General features: G+C 73.1%; 18 protein-coding genes and 1 pseudogene. 4 read left to right on the plus strand and 15 right to left on the minus strand.

What is annotated here, in order from left to right; genetic code table 11:
• Position 1 precedes the first annotated feature (1 nt).
• The gene (locus ACIRG6_RS16510) at positions 2 to 3,043 is read left to right on the plus strand and encodes an NACHT domain-containing protein (RefSeq protein ID WP_403323202.1); all 3,042 of its coding nucleotides are present in this window, start codon (positions 2 to 4) and stop codon (positions 3,041 to 3,043) included.
• A gap of 68 nt (positions 3,044 to 3,111) precedes the next feature.
• Here the strand turns inward: ACIRG6_RS16510 and ACIRG6_RS16515 are convergent, their stop codons facing one another.
• Positions 3,112 to 5,637, minus strand: a complete 2,526-nt coding sequence (locus ACIRG6_RS16515) for an ATP-dependent Clp protease ATP-binding subunit (protein ID WP_225638613.1) — start codon at positions 5,635 to 5,637, stop codon at positions 3,112 to 3,114.
• 430 nt (positions 5,638 to 6,067) lie between these two features.
• Here ACIRG6_RS16515 and ACIRG6_RS16520 point away from each other — a divergent pair, with 430 nt between their 5' ends.
• Positions 6,068 to 6,670: an SCO3374 family protein gene (locus ACIRG6_RS16520; RefSeq protein ID WP_364684870.1), complete on the plus strand. Its 603-nt coding sequence runs from the start codon at positions 6,068 to 6,070 to the stop codon at positions 6,668 to 6,670.
• Positions 6,671 to 6,735: 65 nt separating this feature from the next.
• On the opposite strand, the gene ACIRG6_RS16525 is transcribed toward ACIRG6_RS16520, so the two are convergent.
• The 10 genes from ACIRG6_RS16525 to ACIRG6_RS16570 form a co-directional block, all read right to left on the minus strand.
• Complete coding sequence (locus ACIRG6_RS16525; RefSeq protein ID WP_403323207.1) at positions 6,736 to 7,071, minus strand: histone-like nucleoid-structuring protein Lsr2; 336 nt, start codon at positions 7,069 to 7,071, stop codon at positions 6,736 to 6,738.
• A 286-nt stretch (positions 7,072 to 7,357) separates the two neighbouring features.
• Positions 7,358 to 7,867, minus strand: a complete 510-nt coding sequence (locus ACIRG6_RS16530; protein ID WP_225638610.1) for an amino-acid N-acetyltransferase — start codon at positions 7,865 to 7,867, stop codon at positions 7,358 to 7,360.
• Positions 7,868 to 7,876: 9 nt separating this feature from the next.
• On the minus strand, positions 7,877 to 8,275 hold the full coding sequence (locus ACIRG6_RS16535) for a BlaI/MecI/CopY family transcriptional regulator (RefSeq protein ID WP_364684873.1): 399 nt from the start codon (positions 8,273 to 8,275) through the stop codon (positions 7,877 to 7,879).
• 194 nt (positions 8,276 to 8,469) lie between these two features.
• Positions 8,470 to 8,649, minus strand: coding sequence for a hypothetical protein (locus ACIRG6_RS16540; RefSeq protein WP_239765245.1), 180 nt, complete (start codon positions 8,647 to 8,649; stop codon positions 8,470 to 8,472).
• 23 nt (positions 8,650 to 8,672) lie between these two features.
• The gene (locus tag ACIRG6_RS16545) at positions 8,673 to 9,293 is read right to left on the minus strand and encodes a hypothetical protein (RefSeq protein ID WP_350721128.1); all 621 of its coding nucleotides are present in this window, start codon (positions 9,291 to 9,293) and stop codon (positions 8,673 to 8,675) included.
• A 608-nt stretch (positions 9,294 to 9,901) separates the two neighbouring features.
• The gene (locus tag ACIRG6_RS16550; protein WP_189229900.1) at positions 9,902 to 10,699 is read right to left on the minus strand and encodes a type III pantothenate kinase; all 798 of its coding nucleotides are present in this window, start codon (positions 10,697 to 10,699) and stop codon (positions 9,902 to 9,904) included.
• 4 nt (positions 10,700 to 10,703) lie between these two features.
• Positions 10,704 to 11,684 (minus strand): carboxylating nicotinate-nucleotide diphosphorylase, encoded by a 981-nt coding sequence (nadC, locus tag ACIRG6_RS16555; RefSeq protein ID WP_189230325.1) that lies wholly within the window; start codon positions 11,682 to 11,684, stop codon positions 10,704 to 10,706.
• 5 nt (positions 11,685 to 11,689) lie between these two features.
• Positions 11,690 to 13,423 carry an L-aspartate oxidase gene (locus tag ACIRG6_RS16560; protein ID WP_364680203.1) on the minus strand — a complete coding sequence of 578 codons (1,734 nt, stop codon included), beginning with the start codon at positions 13,421 to 13,423 and terminating at the stop codon, positions 11,690 to 11,692.
• A complete protein-coding gene (panC, locus tag ACIRG6_RS16565; protein WP_318213804.1) occupies positions 13,420 to 14,412 on the minus strand; it encodes a pantoate--beta-alanine ligase in 993 nt (330 codons plus the stop codon). Before panC ends, ACIRG6_RS16560 begins: the two co-directional genes overlap by 4 nt.
• Positions 14,409 to 15,365, minus strand: a complete 957-nt coding sequence (locus tag ACIRG6_RS16570; protein ID WP_364820712.1) for a Rossmann-like and DUF2520 domain-containing protein — start codon at positions 15,363 to 15,365, stop codon at positions 14,409 to 14,411. Before ACIRG6_RS16570 ends, panC begins: the two co-directional genes overlap by 4 nt.
• A gap of 209 nt (positions 15,366 to 15,574) precedes the next feature.
• Here ACIRG6_RS16570 and ACIRG6_RS16575 point away from each other — a divergent pair, with 209 nt between their 5' ends.
• A complete protein-coding gene (locus ACIRG6_RS16575; protein WP_364680196.1) occupies positions 15,575 to 16,765 on the plus strand; it encodes a threonine aldolase family protein in 1,191 nt (396 codons plus the stop codon).
• 68 nt (positions 16,766 to 16,833) lie between these two features.
• Here ACIRG6_RS16575 and ACIRG6_RS16580 read toward each other — a convergent pair whose 3' ends face one another.
• Complete coding sequence (locus ACIRG6_RS16580; protein WP_403323215.1) at positions 16,834 to 17,049, minus strand: hypothetical protein; 216 nt, start codon at positions 17,047 to 17,049, stop codon at positions 16,834 to 16,836.
• A gap of 164 nt (positions 17,050 to 17,213) precedes the next feature.
• Between ACIRG6_RS16580 and ACIRG6_RS16585 the strand changes: the two genes are divergently transcribed.
• The gene (locus ACIRG6_RS16585) at positions 17,214 to 18,320 is read left to right on the plus strand and encodes a DUF5937 family protein (RefSeq protein ID WP_364680190.1); all 1,107 of its coding nucleotides are present in this window, start codon (positions 17,214 to 17,216) and stop codon (positions 18,318 to 18,320) included.
• A 38-nt stretch (positions 18,321 to 18,358) separates the two neighbouring features.
• Here the strand turns inward: ACIRG6_RS16585 and ACIRG6_RS16590 are convergent.
• From ACIRG6_RS16590 to ACIRG6_RS16600, 3 genes and pseudogenes are all read right to left on the minus strand, one after another.
• Positions 18,359 to 18,477: pseudogene (locus ACIRG6_RS16590) on the minus strand (ATP-binding protein); the annotation flags it as partial.
• Positions 18,478 to 18,608: 131 nt separating this feature from the next.
• Positions 18,609 to 19,283: a response regulator gene (locus ACIRG6_RS16595; RefSeq protein ID WP_239765236.1), complete on the minus strand. Its 675-nt coding sequence runs from the start codon at positions 19,281 to 19,283 to the stop codon at positions 18,609 to 18,611.
• 84 nt (positions 19,284 to 19,367) lie between these two features.
• Positions 19,368 to 20,570 (minus strand): sensor histidine kinase, encoded by a 1,203-nt coding sequence (locus tag ACIRG6_RS16600; protein WP_318213799.1) that lies wholly within the window; start codon positions 20,568 to 20,570, stop codon positions 19,368 to 19,370.
• Between the last annotated feature and the right edge of the window lie 116 nt (positions 20,571 to 20,686).

Below are 20,686 nucleotides of genomic sequence, written 5' to 3' on the forward strand. Positions count from 1 at the left end.
CATGGAACCGGCGGTGCTCGGCGGGAAGTTGGCGTCCAGTCTGGTCGCCCCGCTGGTGAAGAAACTGTTCGTGACGGACGGGCCGGGCGCCGGGATGGTCGACAGGCCCGTCCGGCTGACCCGCCTGGTGTCCTTCCGGGGCGAGCAGCGCCACCTCGGGGAGACGGAGGTACGGGCGCTCGCCGGGCGGCTGGTCGGTGCGGCCCTGGACTCCCCCGGCGAGCCTCCCTTCCCGCGCGACGAGGAGACGGCCGTCGCCCACACCCTGGCCGCCCGGCTGCTCGCCCTCGGCGACCTGGACATGGACGACGTCCAGGCGGTCCGGCTCGGGCACCGCGACCTGGCCGCCCGGCTGCGGCGGAACGCTCCCGGGGCCGGTGACGGCCTGTCCGCCGACGCCCGCTACTTCCTCGACTCCGCCACGGAGTGGGCCTGCCTGCACATCCTGGAGTTCTTCACCCGGCGCTCGACGTTCGTCGCACGGACGCTGGTGGAGCAGACCCGCGCGCAGACGGAACTGATCGCCAAGGTCGACGAGCTGATCGCCCGCACCCCGCGCCCGGACGCCCGGGACACCGCGTTCGAGCGCCGCTACCTGCCGTACGTCGCCGAGCGGCACAACCACCTCACCATCTACGGCCTCGACCTGCGCGACTCCCCCGACCGCTGGCCCCTCGAAGTCGCCTACCTGAGCCTGGAGGCGACCACGGAGGAGGAGCGGCCCACCGCCCTGCCGGGGGAGCACGCCGGAGGCCCCGTGGCCGTGCGTCTCCCCGCCGAGGACGCCCTCACGGCCCACGACCGCGTGCTGCTGCGCGGCGACGCGGGCTCCGGCAAGACGACGCTGGTGCAGTGGCTGGCGGTGACCGCCGCGCACGCCGGCGACCGGGTGCCGTACGTCCTTCCCCTGCGCACCCTGATCCGCGCGGGTGCCCTGCCCTCCCCCGCGGCCCTCCTCACCGCCGTGGGCTGCCCGCTCACCCCGCCCGAGGGATGGGCGGAGCGCGTCCTCACGGCCGGAAGGGGCCTCCTCCTCGTCGACGGCCTGGACGAGATCCCCGCCGCCGACCGGCACCGCGCCCGCGACTGGCTCCTCGCCCTGGTCCGCGCCTTCCCCGGCAACCGCTGGCTGCTCACCTCCCGCCCCACCGCCGTACGCCCCGACTGGCTGACCGCGGAGGGCTTCCGGGAACTGGCGCTGACCCCGATGCGGCAGACCGACGTGGCCACCTTCGTCCGGCGCTGGCACGCCGCGGCGCAGGCGCCCGAGTACGAGGCGAAGCTGCTCGACGCCCTGCGCACGAAGCGCGATCTGGCCCGCCTCGCCACCAACCCGCTGATGTGCGGCCTGATCTGCGCCCTGCACCGTGAGCGGCGCGGCTATCTCCCCACCGGCCGCAAGGAGTTGTACGACGCCGCCCTGACCATGCTGCTCGCCCGCCGGGACCGGGAGCGGGGCATGGATGCGCTGGAGCTGGGCGAGGAGGCCCAGTTGGAGCTGCTCCAACGGCTGGCGTACGCCCTCGTGTTGAGCGGGCGCACGGAGATGGAGGTGGAGACGGCCGAGGGCATCGTGGAGCGCTGCCTGCCGTCGGTCGCCTCGGCGGCGGGACAGGGCGACGCGGCGACGGTCCTGCGGACCCTGCTCCTGCGCAGCGGACTGCTCCGCCGGCCCGGAGAAGGCGTGCTGGACTTCGTCCACCGCACCTTCCAGGACTACCTGGGCGCCCGGTACGCGGTGGAGGAGGGCCATCTCGACGTCCTGGCCGGCCACGCCCACGACACGCAGTGGGAGGACGTCATCCGCATGGCGGTGGCCCACGCCCGGCCCGGCGAGCGGGCGGTCCTGCTGCGGCGGCTGCTGGCGGAGGACACCCCGCGGCTGACGCTGCTCGCCCTGGCCTGTCTGGAACACGCCACCGCGCTGGACCCGGCGGTACGGGCGGAGGTGGAGACACGGGCGGGAGCGCTGATCCCCCCGGGGACGAAGGAGGAGGCGAAGGCGCTGGCGGAGGCGGGCCCGCTGGTCCTGGAGCTGCTGCCGGGGCCGGAGGACCTGACGGACACGGAGGCGCACGGGGTGACGGTCGCGGCCTCGCTCCTGGCCACGCACGAGCCGGCCGGCGCTCTGGCGGTGCTGCGCCGGTTCCGGGAGCATCCCTCGCTCGACGTGCGGCGGCAGCTGGTGGGCACGTGGGAGCGGTTCGATGCGCGGGAGTACGCGGTCGAGGTACTGGACCACCTGGTCCGGACGGACCTCACGCTGACCTGCGCCACCGACGCCCAGCGCGCGGCCGCCGCGGGCCTGCGCCCGTGGCACCGCTGGGAGTTCCGGGGCCGGCACGGCCTCGCGGACGTCACCGCCGCGGTGACGGGCCCGGACGGCGTCGAGACGCTGCGCCTGCTCTACAACCCGGAAGCGGGCGACCTGGGTCCGCTCACGGCCTTCCCCTCGCTGCGGCGCCTGGTGGTGATCGACTGCGCGTCCGCGCACGGGTTCGGACGGCTCGCGGGGCTGCCGCTCCAGCAGCTCGTCGTCGGCCGGGTCGCCGACGTGGACGGCCTGCGGCGGCTGGACTCGCTCCGTCTGCTGTCGTTGACGCACGCACTGACCGGCACGCGTCTGACGGACGTCCTGCCCGCCGCCGCTCCCCTGGAGTTCCTCTTCCTGGGCCGCGGCACGACGGAGGGGACCGGGCTGCGCGGCCTGTCCCACTGGGCCGGCCTGAAGGTGCTCAGCCTGTCCCCCACGGCGCCGCTCACCGCGGACGACTGGGCGGAGATCGCCCGGCTGCCGCTGCTGACCCGGCTCCAGCTGAACGCCCGGCTCTTCCCGGACGGACTGGGGCCCATGCCGGTCCTTCCCGGGATCACCGAGCTGCGCCTGGCCGAGCTCCGCGGCGGCGAGGACCTCTCCGCGCTGCCCTCGCGTCTGCCCGGCGTCCGTGTCGTCGACGTCCGGGGCGTCCCCGGGCCCCGTCCGGACACCGCCGCCTTCACGGCCCTGTTCCCCGGCGCCGAGGTGACCGTGGGCGACCGCTGACACGGCGAAGGGGCCGCTCCGGGACCGAAGTCCCGGAGCGGCCCCTTCACAGGCTCAACCCCGGAGGGCTACGCCTCCTTGCTCAGGTTCGGACCGGCGCCACCGGCCGCCTGCTCGATCGGCGGGACGTCGGGGAGGGCCGACTTCTCCTCACCCCGGAAGGTGAAGGTCTTGGCCTCGCCCTCGCCCTCGGTGTCCACGACCACGATGTGACCGGGACGCAGCTCGCCGAAGAGGATCTTCTCCGACAGCGAGTCCTCGATCTCGCGCTGGATGGTCCGGCGCAGCGGCCGGGCGCCCAGCACGGGGTCGTAGCCCTTCCTGGACAGCAGCTCCTTGGCGGACTGGGAGAGCTCGATGCCCATGTCCCGGTCCTTCAGGCGCTCGTCCACCTTGCCGATCATCAGGTCGACGATCGCGAGGATGTCGTCCTGGGTCAGCTGCGGGAAGACGACCACGTCGTCGACGCGGTTGAGGAACTCGGGGCGGAAGTGCTGCTTGAGCTCGTCCGACACCTTGTTCTTCATGCGCTCGTAGTTGGTCTTCGTGTCGCCCGCGGCGGCGAAGCCCAGGTTGAAACCCTTGGAGATGTCCCGGGTGCCGAGGTTGGTCGTCATGATGATGACCGTGTTCTTGAAGTCCACGACCCGGCCCTGGGAGTCGGTCAGGCGACCGTCCTCCAGGATCTGCAGCAGCGAGTTGAAGATGTCCGGGTGGGCCTTCTCGACCTCGTCGAAGAGGACGACCGAGAACGGCTTGCGGCGCACCTTCTCCGTCAGCTGACCGCCCTCCTCGTAGCCCACGTAACCGGGGGGCGAACCGAAGAGGCGGGAGACCGTGTGCTTCTCGCTGAACTCCGACATGTCGAGGGAGATCAGCGCGTCCTCGTCACCGAAGAGGAACTCGGCGAGCGCCTTGGACAGCTCGGTCTTACCGACACCGGACGGGCCGGCGAAGATGAACGAGCCACCCGGACGCTTCGGGTCCTTCAGACCGGCACGCGTACGGCGGATCGCCTTCGAGAGCGCCTTGACGGCGTCCTTCTGGCCGATGACCCGCTTGTGGAGCTCGTCCTCCATGCGCAGCAGGCGGGACGACTCCTCCTCCGTGAGCTTGAAGACCGGGATGCCGGTGGCGGTCGCGAGGACCTCGGCGATCAGCTCGCCGTCGACCTCGGCGACGACGTCCATGTCGCCGGCCTTCCACTCCTTCTCCCGCTTGGCCTTGGCGGCCAGGAGCTGCTTCTCCTTGTCGCGCAGGGAGGCGGCCTTCTCGAAGTCCTGCGAGTCGATCGCGGACTCCTTGTCGCGGCGGACGCCGGCGATCTTCTCGTCGAACTCGCGGAGGTCCGGCGGCGCGGTCATCCGGCGGATGCGCATCCGGGAACCGGCCTCGTCGATCAGGTCGATCGCCTTGTCCGGCAGGAAGCGGTCGGAGATGTACCGGTCGGCCAGGGTGGCGGCCTGGACCAGCGCCTCGTCCGTGATGGAGACGCGGTGGTGCGCCTCGTAGCGGTCGCGCAGACCCTTGAGGATCTCGATCGTGTGCGGCAGCGACGGCTCCGCGACCTGGATCGGCTGGAAGCGGCGCTCGAGGGCCGCGTCCTTCTCCAGGTGCTTGCGGTACTCGTCCAGCGTGGTCGCACCGATGGTCTGCAGCTCACCGCGGGCCAGCATCGGCTTCAGGATCGAAGCGGCGTCGATGGCGCCCTCGGCGGCACCCGCACCGACCAGCGTGTGCAGCTCGTCGATGAACAGGATGATGTCGCCGCGGGTGCGGATCTCCTTGAGCACCTTCTTCAGGCGCTCCTCGAAGTCACCGCGGTAGCGGGAGCCGGCGACCAGCGCGCCGAGGTCCAGGGTGTAGAGGTGCTTGTCCTTGAGGGTCTCGGGCACCTCGCCCTTGACGATGGCCTGCGCGAGGCCCTCGACGACGGCGGTCTTGCCGACACCGGGCTCACCGATCAGGACCGGGTTGTTCTTGGTACGGCGGGACAGCACCTGCATGACCCGCTCGATCTCCTTCTCGCGCCCGATGACCGGGTCGAGCTTGGACTCACGAGCGGCCTGGGTGAGGTTCCGGCCGAACTGGTCGAGGACCAGGGACGTCGAGGGGGTGCCCTCGGCAGGCCCGCCGGCGGCGGCGGTCTCCTTGCCCTGGTAACCGGAGAGCAGCTGGATGACCTGCTGCCGCACCCGGTTCAGATCTGCGCCCAGCTTGACCAGGACCTGGGCGGCGACGCCCTCGCCCTCACGGATCAGGCCGAGCAGGATGTGCTCCGTGCCGATGTAGTTGTGACCCAGCTGAAGGGCCTCGCGGAGCGACAGCTCCAGGACCTTCTTGGCACGGGGGGTGAAGGGAATGTGACCCGACGGGGCCTGCTGGCCCTGCCCGATGATCTCCTCCACCTGCTGGCGGACCGCCTCGAGCGAAATCCCGAGGCTCTCAAGGGCCTTGGCGGCGACACCCTCACCCTCGTGGATCAGGCCCAGGAGGATGTGCTCGGTGCCGATGTAGTTGTGGTTGAGCATCCGGGCTTCTTCCTGAGCCAGGACGACAACCCGCCGCGCGCGGTCGGTGAACCTCTCGAACATCGTTAATCGCTCCTCAGAGCGGTCAGGCAGTGGGGGGAACTTCCCCTCCCTGTCCTTCCGCAGCTTAGTCCCGCAAGCGGGGACCGCTCATTCCAACTGCCGACACCGTCGATGGCCTCCTGACCCCTGACGCCGACATCTGCCACAACCCGATGGTGCGAGACGATGTTCCCGCAGGCCAGGCACTTACCCCGCTCGCCAGTACGCCGATGGCGAACGTGAGACGGCCCGATCTGCGTGTCGCCCCCTCCCACTAGGGATGTCTTACCCGCTGGGACTGACACTCCATGCCGCGCGCACCGGTTCCCTCCGCTACGGGCGAACAACCTTGCGCCTCCCCACACCCCCGCGCGCCCCCATTTCCGGAACCGACCGCAACCATGTGGCCACCCAGCGTAACCCGGGCGTCTTTTCGACGGTTGCACTTGGCATGGCTGGCGTCCTGCCCACGACCTCCACGGTGCCGTTCCCCCGTCGGCCGCTCGAAGCGAGCGGTGCGTGGGAGCGGGTGCGGTCGTGGTACGAGAGCGGGCTCGGCTGGCCGACGGCGGCCGGGACCCCCGTACGGCTTCGCGTGGGTGTCCGCTTCGACGTCCTCGACGTACCGGCCGAGGCCGGTCACGCGGCGTTGCGGCGCCAGACACGCGGCTTTCCGGTGGCGCTCCGGGGCGAGCGGATGCTGCTGCTCGTGGCCGCGGGCGGCGCTGACGAACTGCCCGGGCTGCTGGACTGGCTGGAGTGGGGCTCCCTGGCGCTCGACCTGCGGGCGGTCGGCGCGGGCGGTCTCATGGACGCGCCCCTGCCCCCGGAGTCCGGGCCGGCCGGTCCGTCGTCGTTGCCGCCGTCGGGCCGCGACGCTTCGCAGGGGGCCGCCGTCTGGCTGCGGCCCCCCGGGACGGGCAGCGAGGTCGGGGCCTCGCTGCCGACACTGTCGGCCCTGGGGGGCGCCGGGACCGCCCCCGATCTCGCACGGCTGGTGCACACGCTCGCGACGCAGTGCCACCGGCTCCGGCTCTCCCGGGCGCCGCGCTGAGGGCATGCGGGCCGAGAGCGCGCTGACCGGGAGTGTGCGGGCCGGGTCGGTGACGTGGCCCCTGATCAGCCGTTGGCCTCTTCGTACGCCTGCCGAATCGCAGCGGGGACCCGGCCGCGGTCGTTGACGTCGTGACCGTTCGCCTTCGCCCAGGCGCGGATCGCCGCGGTGTCCTGGCTGCCGCCCGAAGAAGTGCGCGTCTTGCCGCGGCCGCCCGAAGCGCGGCCCCCGGTCCGACGGCCGCCCTTCACGTAAGGCTCGAGAAGACCACGGAGCTTGTCCGCATTGGCGGTGGTGAGATCGATCTCGTACGTCTTGCCGTCCAGCGCGAACGTCACCGTCTCGTCCGCCTCGCCGCCGTCGAGGTCATCGACAAGAAGGACCTGAACCTTCTGTGCCACCGGATTTCCTTTCATAGATAACGTGAGGGCCGGAGCTCCGCCGGCGTCCGCCGTATCGCCGCCCCTTGTTATATGCAGTACTGCAGTACGCCGGAAAGCAAACCGCTTTTGCCGGAAAAACACAAACCCCCGGTGCGAACCCGCGACCCGCCTCCGGCCCGGAAAGATGCGCGTTTCGGACATAGGGAACCCGCGCGCGGTCCACCGGTGGAATAAACCTGGCGACGGGTTGCGGATGCGGTTGCGGTTCCCGACGGGTCGTCTCTTGGCGGCTCTCGGCGGTCGATCACAGATGCAGAAGCATCCGGCTGTTGCCCAGGGTGTTCGGTTTCACCCGTTCGAGACCCAGGAACTCCGCTACGCCCTCGTCATAGGAACGCAGCAGCTCGGCGTAGACATCCGTGTCCACGGGTGTCTCTCCGATCTCCACGAAGCCGTGCTTGGTGAAGAAGTCCACTTCGAAGGTGAGACAGAAAACGCGGCGAACACCCAGCCGGCGTGCGGTCTCCAGCAACTTCTCCAGCAACTGATGACCGACACCGGCGCCCTTCAGGCCCGGCTTCACCGCGAGAGTCCGGACTTCCGCGAGGTCTTCCCACATCACGTGCAGGGCGCCACAGCCGACCACCTCGGCGTTGTCGTCCCGTTCCGCGACCCAGAACTCCTGGATGCTCTCGTAAAGCGTCACCATCGCTTTGTCGAGCAGGATGCGGTCGTGGACGTACTCGTCGAGGAGCCGGCGTACGGCCGGGACATCGCTGGTGCGGGCCCGCCGGACGGTGATGGCAATTGACATGTGGGGACGCTATCGCTCGCCGGTGTCCGTCACGGAGCCGGGGCCCGGCGCGGGTGTTTCCGGGCCCTGCACGATGCGGATGGCGTCCCTGAGTGCCTGGCGCTGTTCCTCGCTCATCATGCCGAAGAAGGCGATGAGAGCGGCCGCGGGGTTGTCGCTCTGCGACCACGCTTCGTTCATCAGCGCGGCTGCGTAGGCGGCGCGGGTGGAGACCGCCTCATATCGATAGGCCCGGCCTTCCGACTCGCGGCGCACCCAGCCCTTCTGATGGAGATTGTCCAGGACGGTCATGACGGTGGTGTACGCGATCGACCGTTCCTGTTGGAGATCTTCCAGGACTTCTCGAACGGTCACCGGGCGGTTCCACTTCCACACCCGCGTCATGACCGCGTCTTCGAGTTCTCCCAATGGGCGAGGCACCCTCACGACAATAGTGGGGAATCAGGCCGATGGCGTGACGGACGTGCGCTTTCGCCCGCTTTCGTGGGCGAGAGGGGGCAAAAAGGGCGTACGGCTCGTCGGCGCGGGTGCGCGGAGAGCCGTACGCGGGGTGCGGGCGGTGGGGCGGCGGTGGTGGTGGTGCGGCGGTGCCGGTGGCGGGGTCAGGCCTTCGGGTGCGCGGCCGGCTGGTGGGCGCCCTCCGCCCGTGCGAGGGCGGCGTCGACGGCCGCGTCCTCCTTGGTCTTGCTGGCCCCGCCCTGGGTCTTCACGATCACCCTGACGACGCCGATGAAGAAGGCCGCCATGACGGCCGGGGGGAGGAGCGCGGAGACGTAGTCCATGGATCCAGGGTAGCCAGGGCGTGTCAGCCGGCGGCGAGGTGGTGCCGGGAGCCGGCGGGGGGCGGGGCCGGCTTCCGGCGGGGGAAGACCTCGCCGGGGGTGGGAACGGGGCGTTTCGGGTTGGCCGGGGTGGCCGGGGCGGGGCTGGGGGCCGGCTTCTGCGGGGGCTTCGCGCCGGGACGGGCGGCCGGGTCCTGGCCGCCGCCCGCGCAGCGGCCGCCGGGGAGGGCGAGGAGGCGGGTGCGTGCGGCGGGGACGGTGGCGGTGACGGTGGCCGCCGGGGGTGCGCAGCGGGACAGGAGGGCGGCGGCGGTGGGGTTGCCGCGCAGGGCCCGCAGGGCGGCGAGGTCGTCCGCGGTCGGGCGGTGGCCGGCGCTCAGGGCCTCGTCGAGGAGGGTGAGGTAGCCGGCGATGCTGCCGGGGAGGGCGGCGCGGTACCGGGCGAGGTCGGCCAGCAGGAAGTCGCGCAGCCGGACGCTCTCCTCCATCGCCTCGTCGAGCGACTCCGCGAGGCGGAGGCAGTCCTGGACGTCCTCGGCCGAGGCGGGGCTGGGGTTCAGGGCGAGGGCGAGGGCGCGCCGGAGCACACGCAGCTCCTGAGCGCCGAACGCCATGCCGCCTCGGGATCCGTATGGCGTGGGCATGCGGCGACGATACGCGCTAATCAGACAAATTTTGCATAGCGGGCGGGTGTGGCGCCGGGGGCCACTCGTCCGGCGGGTGAGCGTCGTGCCTGCGGGTGCCTCCGGCGGTGGGGCGGGGTGCCTGCGGCGGCCTGTGCGGGTGCCTCCGGCGGTGGTGTGGGGTGCCTGCGGCGGCCTGTGGGGGTTCGGTGGGGGTGCGCGTAGCGCCTTCGGTGGTGGGTGGGTCGGGGCCGCGCCGGGGGGTGTCCGTCCTCGGAACGGCGCGGAATCGGTCGGCCACAGAAGTACCCGGCGCGGACGCGCCAACCGCTGCGGGCGGACACCCCCCGACACGACCCCTTCCCGCCGTACGCGACTGACCGCCGTCGTCGCACCCCGACGCGCTACGCCGCCGCAGCCGCGGGCCGCTGCCCATACGGCCGTAGCTGCGGGCAGTCGTGCCGCTGGGGCGGCACGGGTGGGCGCAGCGGCACCCCGGCAGCGCCGGGCCACCCGACCCACCCCTCGCGCCGACGCCGGGCACCCCCGGGTGGCGCCGGGCCACGTGGCCCACCCCCGCCCCGCACCGGCGCCGGGCCACCGACCCGCACCCGCACCGGGCGCGCCCCCTACATGCGGGACACGTTGCGTTCGTAGACCAGCCGGAGGCCCATCAGCGTCAGCCACGGCTCGTGTTCGTCGATGACCGACGACTCGCCCAGGACCATCGGCGCCAGACCACCCGTCGCGATGACCGTCACGTCGTCCGGGTCCGTGGCCAGCTCGCGGGCCATGCGGTTGACGACCCCGTCGACCTGGCCCGCGAAGCCGTAGATGATCCCGGACTGCATCGCCTCGACCGTGTTCTTGCCGATCACGCTGCGCGGACGCGCCACCTCGATCTTGCGGAGCTGGGCGCCCTTGACGCCGAGTGCCTCCACGGAGATCTCGATGCCGGGGGCGATGACCCCGCCGATGTACTCCCCGCGCGCGCTCACCGCGTCGAACGTCGTCGCCGTGCCGAAGTCCACGACGATCGCCGGGCCGCCGTAGAGCTCGACCGCGGCGACCGCGTTGATGATGCGGTCGGCGCCGACCTCCTTGGGGTGGTCGGTGAGGATCGGGACGCCGGTCTTGACGCCGGGCTCGACCAGGACCGCGGGGACGTCGCCGTAGTAGCGGCGGGTGACCTCGCGCAGTTCGTGCAGGACCGAGGGGACGGTCGCGCAGATGGCGATGCCGTCGATGCCGTCGCCCAGCTCGTCGCCGAGGAGCGGGTGCATGCCCATCAGGCCCTGGAGGAGGACCGCCAGCTCGTCGGCCGTGCGGCGCGAGTCCGTGGAGATCCGCCAGTGCTCGACGATGTCCTCGCCGTCGAAGAGGCCCAGGACGGTGTGCGTGTTGCCTACGTCGATCGTCAGCAGCATGCCTCTACTCCGCTTCCCGCAGGTCGAGGCCGATGTCCAGGATGGGAGAGCTGTGGGTGAGGGCGCCCACGGCCAGGTAGTCGACACCCGTGTCGGCGTACGCCTTGGCGTTGGTGAGGGTGAGGCGGCCGGAGGCCTCCAGGGCGGCGCGGCCGTCGACGAGGGCCACCGCCTCCTCGCACTCGCCCGGCGTGAAGTTGTCCAGCAGGATCAGGTCGGCGCCGGCGTCCAGGACCTCGCGGAGCTGGTGCAGCGTGTCGACCTCGACCTCGATGGGGACGTCCGGGAAGCGCTCGCGGACCGCCTGGAAGGCCGCCGCCACGCCGCCCGCGGCGACCACGTGGTTGTCCTTGACCAGGGCCGCGTCCGACAGGGACATGCGGTGGTTGACGCCGCCGCCGCAGCGGACCGCGAACTTCTCCAGGGAGCGCAGGCCCGGGGTCGTCTTGCGGGTGTCCCGGACCCGGGTCTTGGTGCCCTCGAGGGCGTCCTCCCACGCGCGCGTGGCGGTCGCGATGCCCGACAGGCGGCACAGGAGGTTGAGCGCGCTGCGTTCGGCGGTGAGGAGGTCGCGGGTGCGGGTGGTGACCGTGAGGAGCTTCTGGCCGGGCTCCACCCGGTCGCCGTCCGCCACGTGGCGTTCCACTTCGAACTCGTCCGTCGCGACGATCGACAGGACCGCCTCGGCGACCCTGAGGCCCGCCACGACGCCCGCCTCGCGCGCGGTGAAGTCGGCGGTGGCCACCGCGTCCTCGGGGATGGTCGCGACCGTCGTCACGTCCACGCCGTGGGCCAGGTCCTCCTGGAGGGCGACGTTCGCGATGTCCTCGACCTCCACGGGGTCGAGGCCGGAGTCGAGCAGCAGGGCGGCGAGCGCGGGGTCGAGGCCGCACTCCAGGTACGCCTCTGCGTCGGTGTCCGCGCCGCAGGCGCAGCCGTCGCCGCAGCCTCCGCCGGAGGCGAGGGGAAGGTCGGGGGTGTTCACTGTGGTCACTGCTCCTGGGGGCGCTGCGCCGGCTGAGGGCTTGGGGTGGTCGGGGGGAATTCTGGCGTCTCCGTGGTGTGCACGGCGAGCGTTCGGTCCGGGTTCAGGCGTACGACGATGTGGCGGCCCCACGTCGCGTCGTCGCGGTCCGCGTGGTCCTCGCGCCAGTGGCAGCCCCGCGTCTCCTCGCGCCGTGCCGCCGCGGCCACCAGGACGCGGGCCACGCACAGGAGGTTCGTCGCCTCCCATGTGTCGACGCCCGGCTCGGCCGTCTTGCCGTTCTCCCGCAGGGCGTCGCGGGCCTCGGTGTGCAGGTGGTGGAGCTGGTCGGCGGCTCGGGTGAGGGAGTCGGCGGAGCGCAGGACGCCGGCGCCCTCGGTCATGATCCGCTGGACGGCGAAGCGGGCCTCCGGCGGGAGGAGGGGGTGCGTCGGCTGGGCCGCGTGCGGCAGCGGCGCCGGCACACGCGCGTGGAGCGTGCCGTCGGCGTGGCTCGCCGCGACGTCGGCGGCGATGCGCTCGGCGTAGACGAGGCCCTCCAGGAGAGAGTTGGACGCCAGGCGGTTGGCGCCGTGCACGCCCGTGCAGGCGACCTCGCCGCACGCGTACAGCCCGGGGACCGTGGTGCGGCCCGAGGCGTCGGTGCGGACGCCGCCGGAGGCGTAGTGGGCGGCCGGGGCGACCGGGATCGGCTCGGTGACCGGGTCGATGCCGTGCGCGCGGCAGGCGGCGAGGATCGTCGGGAAGCGGTGCTCCCACATCTCCGCGCCGAAGTGGCGTGCGTCGAGGTACATGTGCTCGGCGTCCCGCTCCTGCATGCGGCGCGTGATGCCCTTGGCGACGATGTCCCGGGGCGCCAGTTCGGCCAGTTCGTGCTGCCCCTGCATGAAGCGCACGCCGTCGGCGTCCACCAGGTGGGCGCCCTCGCCGCGTACCGCCTCGGAGACCAGGGGCTGCTGGCCCTCCGCGTCCGGGCCGAGGAACAGGACCGTGGGGTGGAACTGGACGAATTCGAGGTCGCTCACCTCGGCGCCGGCGCGCAGGGCGAGGGCGACGCCGTCGCCCGTGGAGACGGACGGGTTCGTCGTCGCCGAGAAGACCTGGCCCATGCCGCCGGTCGCCAGGACCACGGCGGGCGCGTGGACCGCGCCGACGCCGTCGTGCTGGCCCTCGCCCATGACGTGCAGGGTGACGCCGGCGGTGCGGCCGTCGGCGTCCGTGAGGAGGTCGAGGACGAGGGCGTTCTCGACCGTCCGGATCCCGCGCGCGCGGACCGCCTCGACCAGGGCGCGGGAGATCTCCGCGCCCGTGGCGTCGCCGCCCGCGTGGGCGATGCGGCGGCGGTGGTGGCCGCCCTCGCGGGTGAGGGCGAGGCCGCCCTCGGACGACTCGTCGAAGTGCGCGCCGGTCTCGATGAGCCGGCGTACGGCGTCGGGGCCCTCGGTGACCAGGATGCGGACGGCCTCCGGGTCGCACAGGCCCGCGCCGGCCACCAGGGTGTCGTCCAGGTGCTGCTCGGGGGTGTCGCCCTCGCCGAGGGCGGCGGCGACGCCGCCCTGTGCCCAGCGGGTGGAGCCGTCGTCGAGGCGGGCCTTGGTGACGACGACCGTGTTCAGGCCGGCGGCCTCGCAGCGCAGCGCGGCGGTGAGACCGGCGACGCCGGAGCCGACGACCACCACGTCCGCCGTGAGGGCCCAGCCGGGCGCGGGTGCGTGCAGTCGTATGCCTGTGCTGGTCACGAGGCGGCTCCGAAGGTGAGGGGGACGTTGTCGATCAGCCGGGTCGCGCCGACCCGGGCGGCGACGGCGAGGACGGCCTCGCCGGTGTGGTCGTCGCCGATCTCGGTGAAGTCGGACGGGTCGACCAGGGCGAGGTAGTCCAGCTCCAGCGGCGGGTCGAGGCGGGCTGCGTCGTCCAGGACCAGGCGGGCGGCGGCGCGGACGGCCGTGGCGCCGCCCGGCGCGGACGTGGCGACGGCGTGTGCGTCGGCCGCCGCGCGGGACTCGCCGAGGGCGCTGAGCGCCTCGGCACGCGCGCGCGTGGCGGGCACTTCGCGGGCCCGCGCGCGCAGCGCCTCCTGGGCGGCGTGCCGGTCGAGGCCGGCGAACAGGGCCTGGGAGAGCGCGAGGGCGGTGCGGCGCTCCTGGGGCGAGAGATAGCGGTTGCGGCTGGAGAGGGCCAGCCCGTCGTCCTCGCGCACGGTGGGCACGCCGACGATCTCCACGCCGAAGTTGAGGTCGCGGACCATGCGGCGGATCAGGGCGAGCTGCTGGGCGTCCTTCTGGCCGTACAGGGCCAGGTCGGGGCGGGTGAGGTGGAGCAGCTTGGCGACGACGGTGAGCATGCCGTCGAAGTGGCCGGGGCGGGAGGCGCCCTCCAGGCGGGCGCCCATGGGGCCCGCCGTGACGCGGACCTGGGGCTCCCCGCCCGGGTAGACCTCCTCGACGGACGGGGCGAAGACGACGTCCGCCCCCGCCTGCTCGGCGATCTTCAGGTCGGCGTCCAGGGTGCGCGGGTAGCGGTCCAGGTCCTCCCCGGCGCCGAACTGGAGCGGGTTGACGAAGACGGTGACGACCACCTCGCCGTCCGGGCCGGCGATGCGCCGTGCCGTGCGGATCAGGGTGGCGTGGCCCTCGTGCAGGGCGCCCATGGTCATCACGACGGCCCGGCGCCCGTGCCGTACGCGCGCGTGCAGCTCGTCCGCGGTGCGCAGCAGGGTGGTGGTCATCGGGCGTCTCCCTCGGTGCCGTTGGTCCCGTCGGTCCCGGCGGCCCGGCCGCTTCCGTCGGCGAGTACTCCGAGCAGGTCCTCGGCGAGTTCGGGCTTGAGCAGGCCGTGGTCCAGGGCGCGGTCGGCCGTCGCGCGGGCCATCGCCACGTAACCGGCAACGGTCTGCGGGGCGTGCGCGCGCAGTTCCTCGATGTGCGCGGCGACCGTGCCCGCGTCGCCGCGCGCGACGGGGCCGGTCAGCGCCGCGTCGCCGGAGCGCAGGGCGTTGTCGAGGGCGGCGCCCAGCAGCGGGCCGAGCATCCGGGCGGGGGCCTCGACGCCGGCGGTGCGCAGCAGCTCCAGGGACTGGGCGACCAGGGTGACCAGGTGGTTGGCGCCGAGCGCAAGCGCCGCGTGGTACAGCGGGCGCTTGTCCTCGGCGATCCACTCCGGCTCGCCGCCCATCTCGATGACCAGGGCCTCGGCGGCCAGCCGCAGTTCCTCGGGCGCGGTGACGCCGAAGGAGCAGCCGGCCAGGCGCTGGACGTCGACGGGGGTGCCGGTGAAGGTCATCGCCGGGTGCAGGGCGAGCGGCAGGGCGCCGGCGCGCAGGGCGGGGTCCAGGACCTTGGCGCCGTAGCGCCCGGAGGTGTGCGCGAGCAGCTGGCCCGGGCGTACCGCGCCGGTCTCGGCGAGCCCGGTCACCAGGCCGGGCAGCGCGTCGTCGGGGACGGTCAGCAGCACCAGTTCGGCGTGCTGGAGGACCTCGGCGGGCGTCATGAGCGGCACGTCGGGGAGCAGGGCGGCGGCACGCCGTCTGGAGGCTTCGGACACCCCGGAGACGGCCACCGGGCGGTGCCCGGCGAGCTGGAGGGCCGCGGCCAGCGCGGGGCCCACCCGGCCGGCGCCGACGACGCCTACGGTGAGCCGCGCGGGGCGGTCCTTGGGGTCTGGCTGTGGGGTTGTGTTCACGCGACGGCGGCCTTCCCGTTCCAGTCCGCTCGGGGTACCGGACGATTTCTCGTCATGTTAACGCGATCGGTTCCGCGGGCGTCCGGTTGTCCACAGGCTGTGGGTTTCCACACCCGTCCGGCACCCGGCGCCCGCCTTCTCCGGGTACGTGCGCTGTGCGGACGGAAACCCCGGTGCCCCCGCGGGTTCCGGCACGGCATGATCCCGGCATGACTGACGCAGGGGAAAACGCGGAACAGGCGGAGACGGAGCCACCGGAACGGCGGGAGGAGCAGCACAGGCGCATGCGTGAGCGGCGCGTGGCCGTCCATCGCAGCGCGAAGCGCCTGCTCGCCCGCCCCGGCTACGGCGCCACCCTCCGGGAACGGATCGGCCTGCTGGACGGAGCGGAGGAGCTCTACGACCTCGACGAGCCGTCGGACCTGTACGGCAACGGCATCGTGACGGCGCTGGAGGAGCGGACGGCCGCCCTGCTGGGCCACGAGGCCGCCGCCTTCTTCCCGACCGGCACCATGGCCCAGCAGGTGGCGCTGCGCTGCTGGGCGGGCCGCACCGGCAACCCGGTCGTCGCCCTGCACGGGCTCGGCCATCCCGAGGTACACGAACGGAACGCCTTCAGCCGGGTCGGCGGTCTGCGCCCGGTCCGGCTGACCGGCGAGCCCCGGCAGCCGACCGCCGACGAGGTGCGCGACTTCGAGGAGCCGTTCGGGGCGCTGATGCTGGAGCTGCCGCTCAGGGACGCCGGATATCTGCTGCCCACGTGGGAGGAGCTCACCGAGGTGGTCGGGGCGGCTCGGGAGCGCGACGCGGTGGTGCACTTCGACGGGGCCCGCCTGTGGGAGTCCACCGTGCACTTCGGCCGCCCGCTGGACGAGATAGCGGGCGTCGCGGACAGCGTGTACGTCTCGTTCTACAAGTCCCTCAAGGGCTACGGCGGCGCCGTGCTGGCCGGCCCCCGGACGCTGGTGGAGGAGGCCAGGGCCTGGCGGCACCGGTACGGCGGCAACGTGTTCCAGCAGTTCCCCACGGCCCTGTCGGCACTGGCCGGCCTGGAGCGGGAGCTGCCCCGGCTGCCGGAGTACGTGAAGCACGCGCGCGTGGTGGCCGCCGCGCTGCGCGAGGGCTTCGCGGCGGCCGGGCTGCCGTGGGCGCGGGTGCACCCCGAGGTGCCGCACACCCACGAGTTCCAGGTCTGGCTGCCGTACGCCGCCGATGTCGTCGGGGAGATCGCGATCCGGCAGGGCGAGGAGACGGGGACCCTGCTCTTCGGCCGGCCCTGGGACGAGACCGGACCGGGCATCGCCGTCACCGAGGTCGGGGTGGAGGCGGAGGGCCTGGAGTGGACGGCCGACGACGTGAAGGCGGCGGTCGCGGACTTCGCCGCACGGCTGCCCCGCTGACCGGGTGACCGGCTGACCGGCTGACCGGCTGCCGCGCTGGTCGGCCGCCCGGCGGCCGAGCCGGGTGGTCAGCCGAGGGGGCGTGGCCGCGGGGCCCACCACCGGCGCAGGGCCCGCCGTGCCCGGCCGTGCGCCGGGCGGCCGGCCAGGACCCGGCGGAACCGCCGGCGGTCGCGCCACGCGCGCACGGCCTGCCGGTCGTGGGTGCCCGGCGCGGGCGGCGCGGGCTCGCCGAGCCGCTGGGCGCGGTAGGTGTCGAGGAGGTACTGCTGCGTGATGCTCATGGCGGATCGCCTTTCAGGGCACGAAGGCTGACGGGCCGGTGAGCGGGCTCCGCGGCCGCCCCGGTCGTCCCAGACTGCTCCGGCCACCCCGGCGGCGTCGTGCCGATTGACGGCGGCGGTCAATCGGCGACGGCGTTGTCGGTGGCGGCGTGCACCATGGGGGCATGAGCGTGCGCATCGACATCGCGGGGCTGCGGCCGGAGAGGGTCGCCGTCGTGCCCTCACCCCTGGCCGAGCTGTGCATGGCGCTGCACGCGCTGTCCGAGCCGGGTCACCACCCGGGGCTCCAGGGCTGGGTGACCGGTGTCGCCGCCCGGCTCGACTCGCACCTGGCCGACCGGATGTGCGAGGCCGACTTCCTGTGGCGGACGACGTTCTCGGACCTGTTCCTGCCGTTCGCCGGCATCCCCGGCCGCAGCGCGCTGCCCGGCGCCACCCTCGCCGAGGACCTGGACCTGCTGGACAAGCTGTCGGACGAGCAGTTCGTGGACGCGGCGCTGGAGTTCACCTGCGCCATGCCCTACGGCGCCCAGGGCGCCTCCGTGCTCTCGGACGCCGTGGTGCGCCGGCGCGCCCTGGACCTGGCGGCCGCGCGGGGGCCGCAGCAACTGCGGTTCAGTGAGCGGCTGCTGGCCGACCCGCCCCGGATCCGGGCCTGGCTGCGCCAGTTCCTGCACGACTGCGACGAGGCGTTCTTCGCGGACGCCTGGTCCCGGCTGCGCCACCAGCTCGCGGCCGACGCCCGCCACAAGACGGACCTGCTGCGGCGCCGGGGCCTGGCCGAGGCACTGGCCGCGGTGTCCCCGGCGGTGGCGCTGGACGAGGCGGCCGGCGTGATCACGATCGACAAACTGGGCGACGGCCGTACGGCCACCGCGGACGGCGGCCTGCTGCTCCTGCCCACCAGCTTCGGCTGGCCGCACCTGTCGGTCCTGCACCGGTACGGCTGGCAGCCCGTCCTGCACTACCCGGTCGGCGCCGCCGAGCCGGTCTCCCCGCCGTCCGTCGAGCAGCTCACGCTGCGGATGTCCGCGCTGTCCCACCCGGTGCGGATGCGGATCTGCCGCCACCTGGCCCGCAGCGCGTACACCACGAGCGAGCTGGCGCAGGCGCACGGCATGACGGCCCCGGAGATATCCCGGCACCTGGGCGTCCTGAAGAAGGCGGGCCTGATCACCACGCGCCGCCGCGGGCGGTACGTCCTGCACCAGCTGGACGTGACGGTGGTGGCCCGGCTGGGCAGCGACTTCCTGGAGGGCCTCCTCCGGTAGCCCGGCGCCGCCCGGGCGGGAATGGGCGGCGTTCGGCCGAGGCGGACGTGCCGCAGCCCCACCCCCGCCTGCCGCAGGCGGGTGCGCAGCGCGCCCTCGTTGTCGGGCTCCAGGGTGAGCCCGGCCAGGCGATCCGGTCGGCGGTCCTCGGGACGGTCGGTGCCGGGCAGCGGGCGGCGTAGCTCGTGTGCGGGCAGCGACTGGACGGATCGCCGCCCCTGTAAGGGCCATTGATCCACAGGAGCATGCGCGGCACCCTCCCGACGCCGCACCCGCGCCGGGGCGTGCTCAGCCGTGTCCGCCGCCGGCCCGCACCAGCCCGGTCTCGTAGGCCAGGACCACGACCTGCACCCGGTCGCGCAGGCCGAGCTTGGTCAGGATGCGGCCGACGTGCGTCTTCACGGTCGCCTCGGACAGCACGAGCCGGGCCGCGATCTCCCCGTTGGACAGGCCCTGCGCGACCAGCACCATCACCTCGCGCTCGCGTTCGGTGAGCCGCTGAAGCTCCGCGTGCCGGGGCTCCTGGCCGGTGGCCGGCAGCATCGGCGCGAACCGGTCGAGGAGCCGGCGCGTGGTCGAGGGGGCCACCACCGCGTCACCGCTGTGCACGGAGCGGATCGCCGCGAGCAGCTCACCGGGCGGCACGTCCTTGAGCATGAAACCGGAGGCGCCCGCCTTCAGCGCCGAGAAGGCGTACTCGTCCAGGTCGAAGGTGGTCAGGATCAGCACCTTCGGCGCGTTCGGGTCCACGCAGATCCGGCTGGTGGCCTCCACCCCGTCGAGCTTGGGCATGCGGACGTCCATCAGGACGACGTCCACGGCGGTCGAGCGCAGCACCTGGAGGGCCTCGACGCCGTCGCCCGCCTCCGCGACGACCTCCATGTCCGGCTGGGCCGCGAGCACCATCCGGAACCCGGTGCGCAGCAGCACCTGGTCGTCGACGAGCATCACGCGGATCGTCATGGGGGCCTCTTCCGTTCTCCGGCCGGCGATCCGGCTGGGGGGTGTGACAGGTGTCAACGCCGTACCTGCGTACGGGCGCGGAGGTCAGTGTGCGGGTTTCAGCGGCAGCAGCGCACTGATGCGGAATCCCCCGCCGGGCCGCGGACCCGCGTCCAGGGTGCCACCGACCATGCCGATGCGTTCCCGCATGCCGATCAGTCCGTGGCCCTGGCCGTCGAAGCCGCCCTCCTCGTACAGCTCGTGGGGGGCGCCCTTGCCGTCGTCCTCGACCAGCAGGCCGAGCCCGTCGTCGAAGTAGACGAGGCGCACGCTCGCGCCCGCGTTGGGCCCCCCGTGCTTGCGGGTGTTGGTGAGCGCTTCCTGCACGATCCGGTACGCGGTCAGCTCGACGCCGCTGGGCAGCGGGCGCGGGTTGCCCTCCACCTTGAAGTCGACGGGCAGCCCGGAGGTGCGGCACTGCTCGACCAGCTCCTCGATCTGCTGGACGTCGGGCTGCGGAACGTACTCCCCGGCCTCCTGGTGCTCGCCGGTGCGCAGCACGCCGAGCAGGCGGCGCATCTCGGCGAGGGCCTGCCGGCCGGTGGAGGAGATGGTCTCCAGGGCCTTCTTCGCCTGGTCGGGGGCCGCGTCCAGAACGTAGGCGGCGCCGTCGGCCTGCACCACCATGACCGAGACGTTGTGCGCGACGACGTCGTGCAGCTCCCGGGCGATCCGGGCCCGCTCGGCGGCGACCGCGACCTTGGCCTGCGCCTCGCGCTCCTTCTCCAGCCGGGCGTTGCGCTCCTCCAGCTGCGCGAAGTAGGCACGGCGGGTGCGGATGGAGTCGCCGAGCACCCAGGCGAGGGCGAACGGCACCGCCTGGAAGACCGTGATGGCGATGTTGCCGGCTATGCCGGTGTTCTCGCTGGGCCAGCGCAACTGCGCGAAGGGCGCGGCGCACAGGCCCGTGGTGAGCGCGACCCGGGAGGCCCAGCGGGCACCGGTCGCGGCGACCGTGTAGACGATCACCAGCAGGGCGAAGTCGGCGGACATCGTGGGGATGTCCAGCGCCAGCTGACCCACCCCGAGCGCGGCGGCCAGCAGCAGCATCTTCTCCGGCATGCGCCGGCGCAGCGCGATCACCGCGCACAGCAGCACCACGAACGGAACGACCAGCGCCGTGACGTCCTTCCCGTGGGCCTCCTGCTGCGTGGTCACGGACATCACGGAGATTCCGAGCAGAGCAAGGGCCCAGAAACAGTCGACCCCGGTCGGGTGTCTGCGGAGGAAATCGTAGAGGCGCTGCACGTAGCCAGCGTAGGGAAGCGGAATAGGTGCAGGGGTCAACCGGAGGGCCGATCCGCGTCTCCCGCGCATACTCCGCAAGGTGGAGGCTCCGTTCGCCTGTGCGCCTAGCCTGGGCC

It is taken from the genome of Streptomyces flaveolus (assembly GCF_044765825.1).
Lineage (GTDB): Bacteria > Actinomycetota > Actinomycetes > Streptomycetales > Streptomycetaceae > Streptomyces > Streptomyces flaveolus.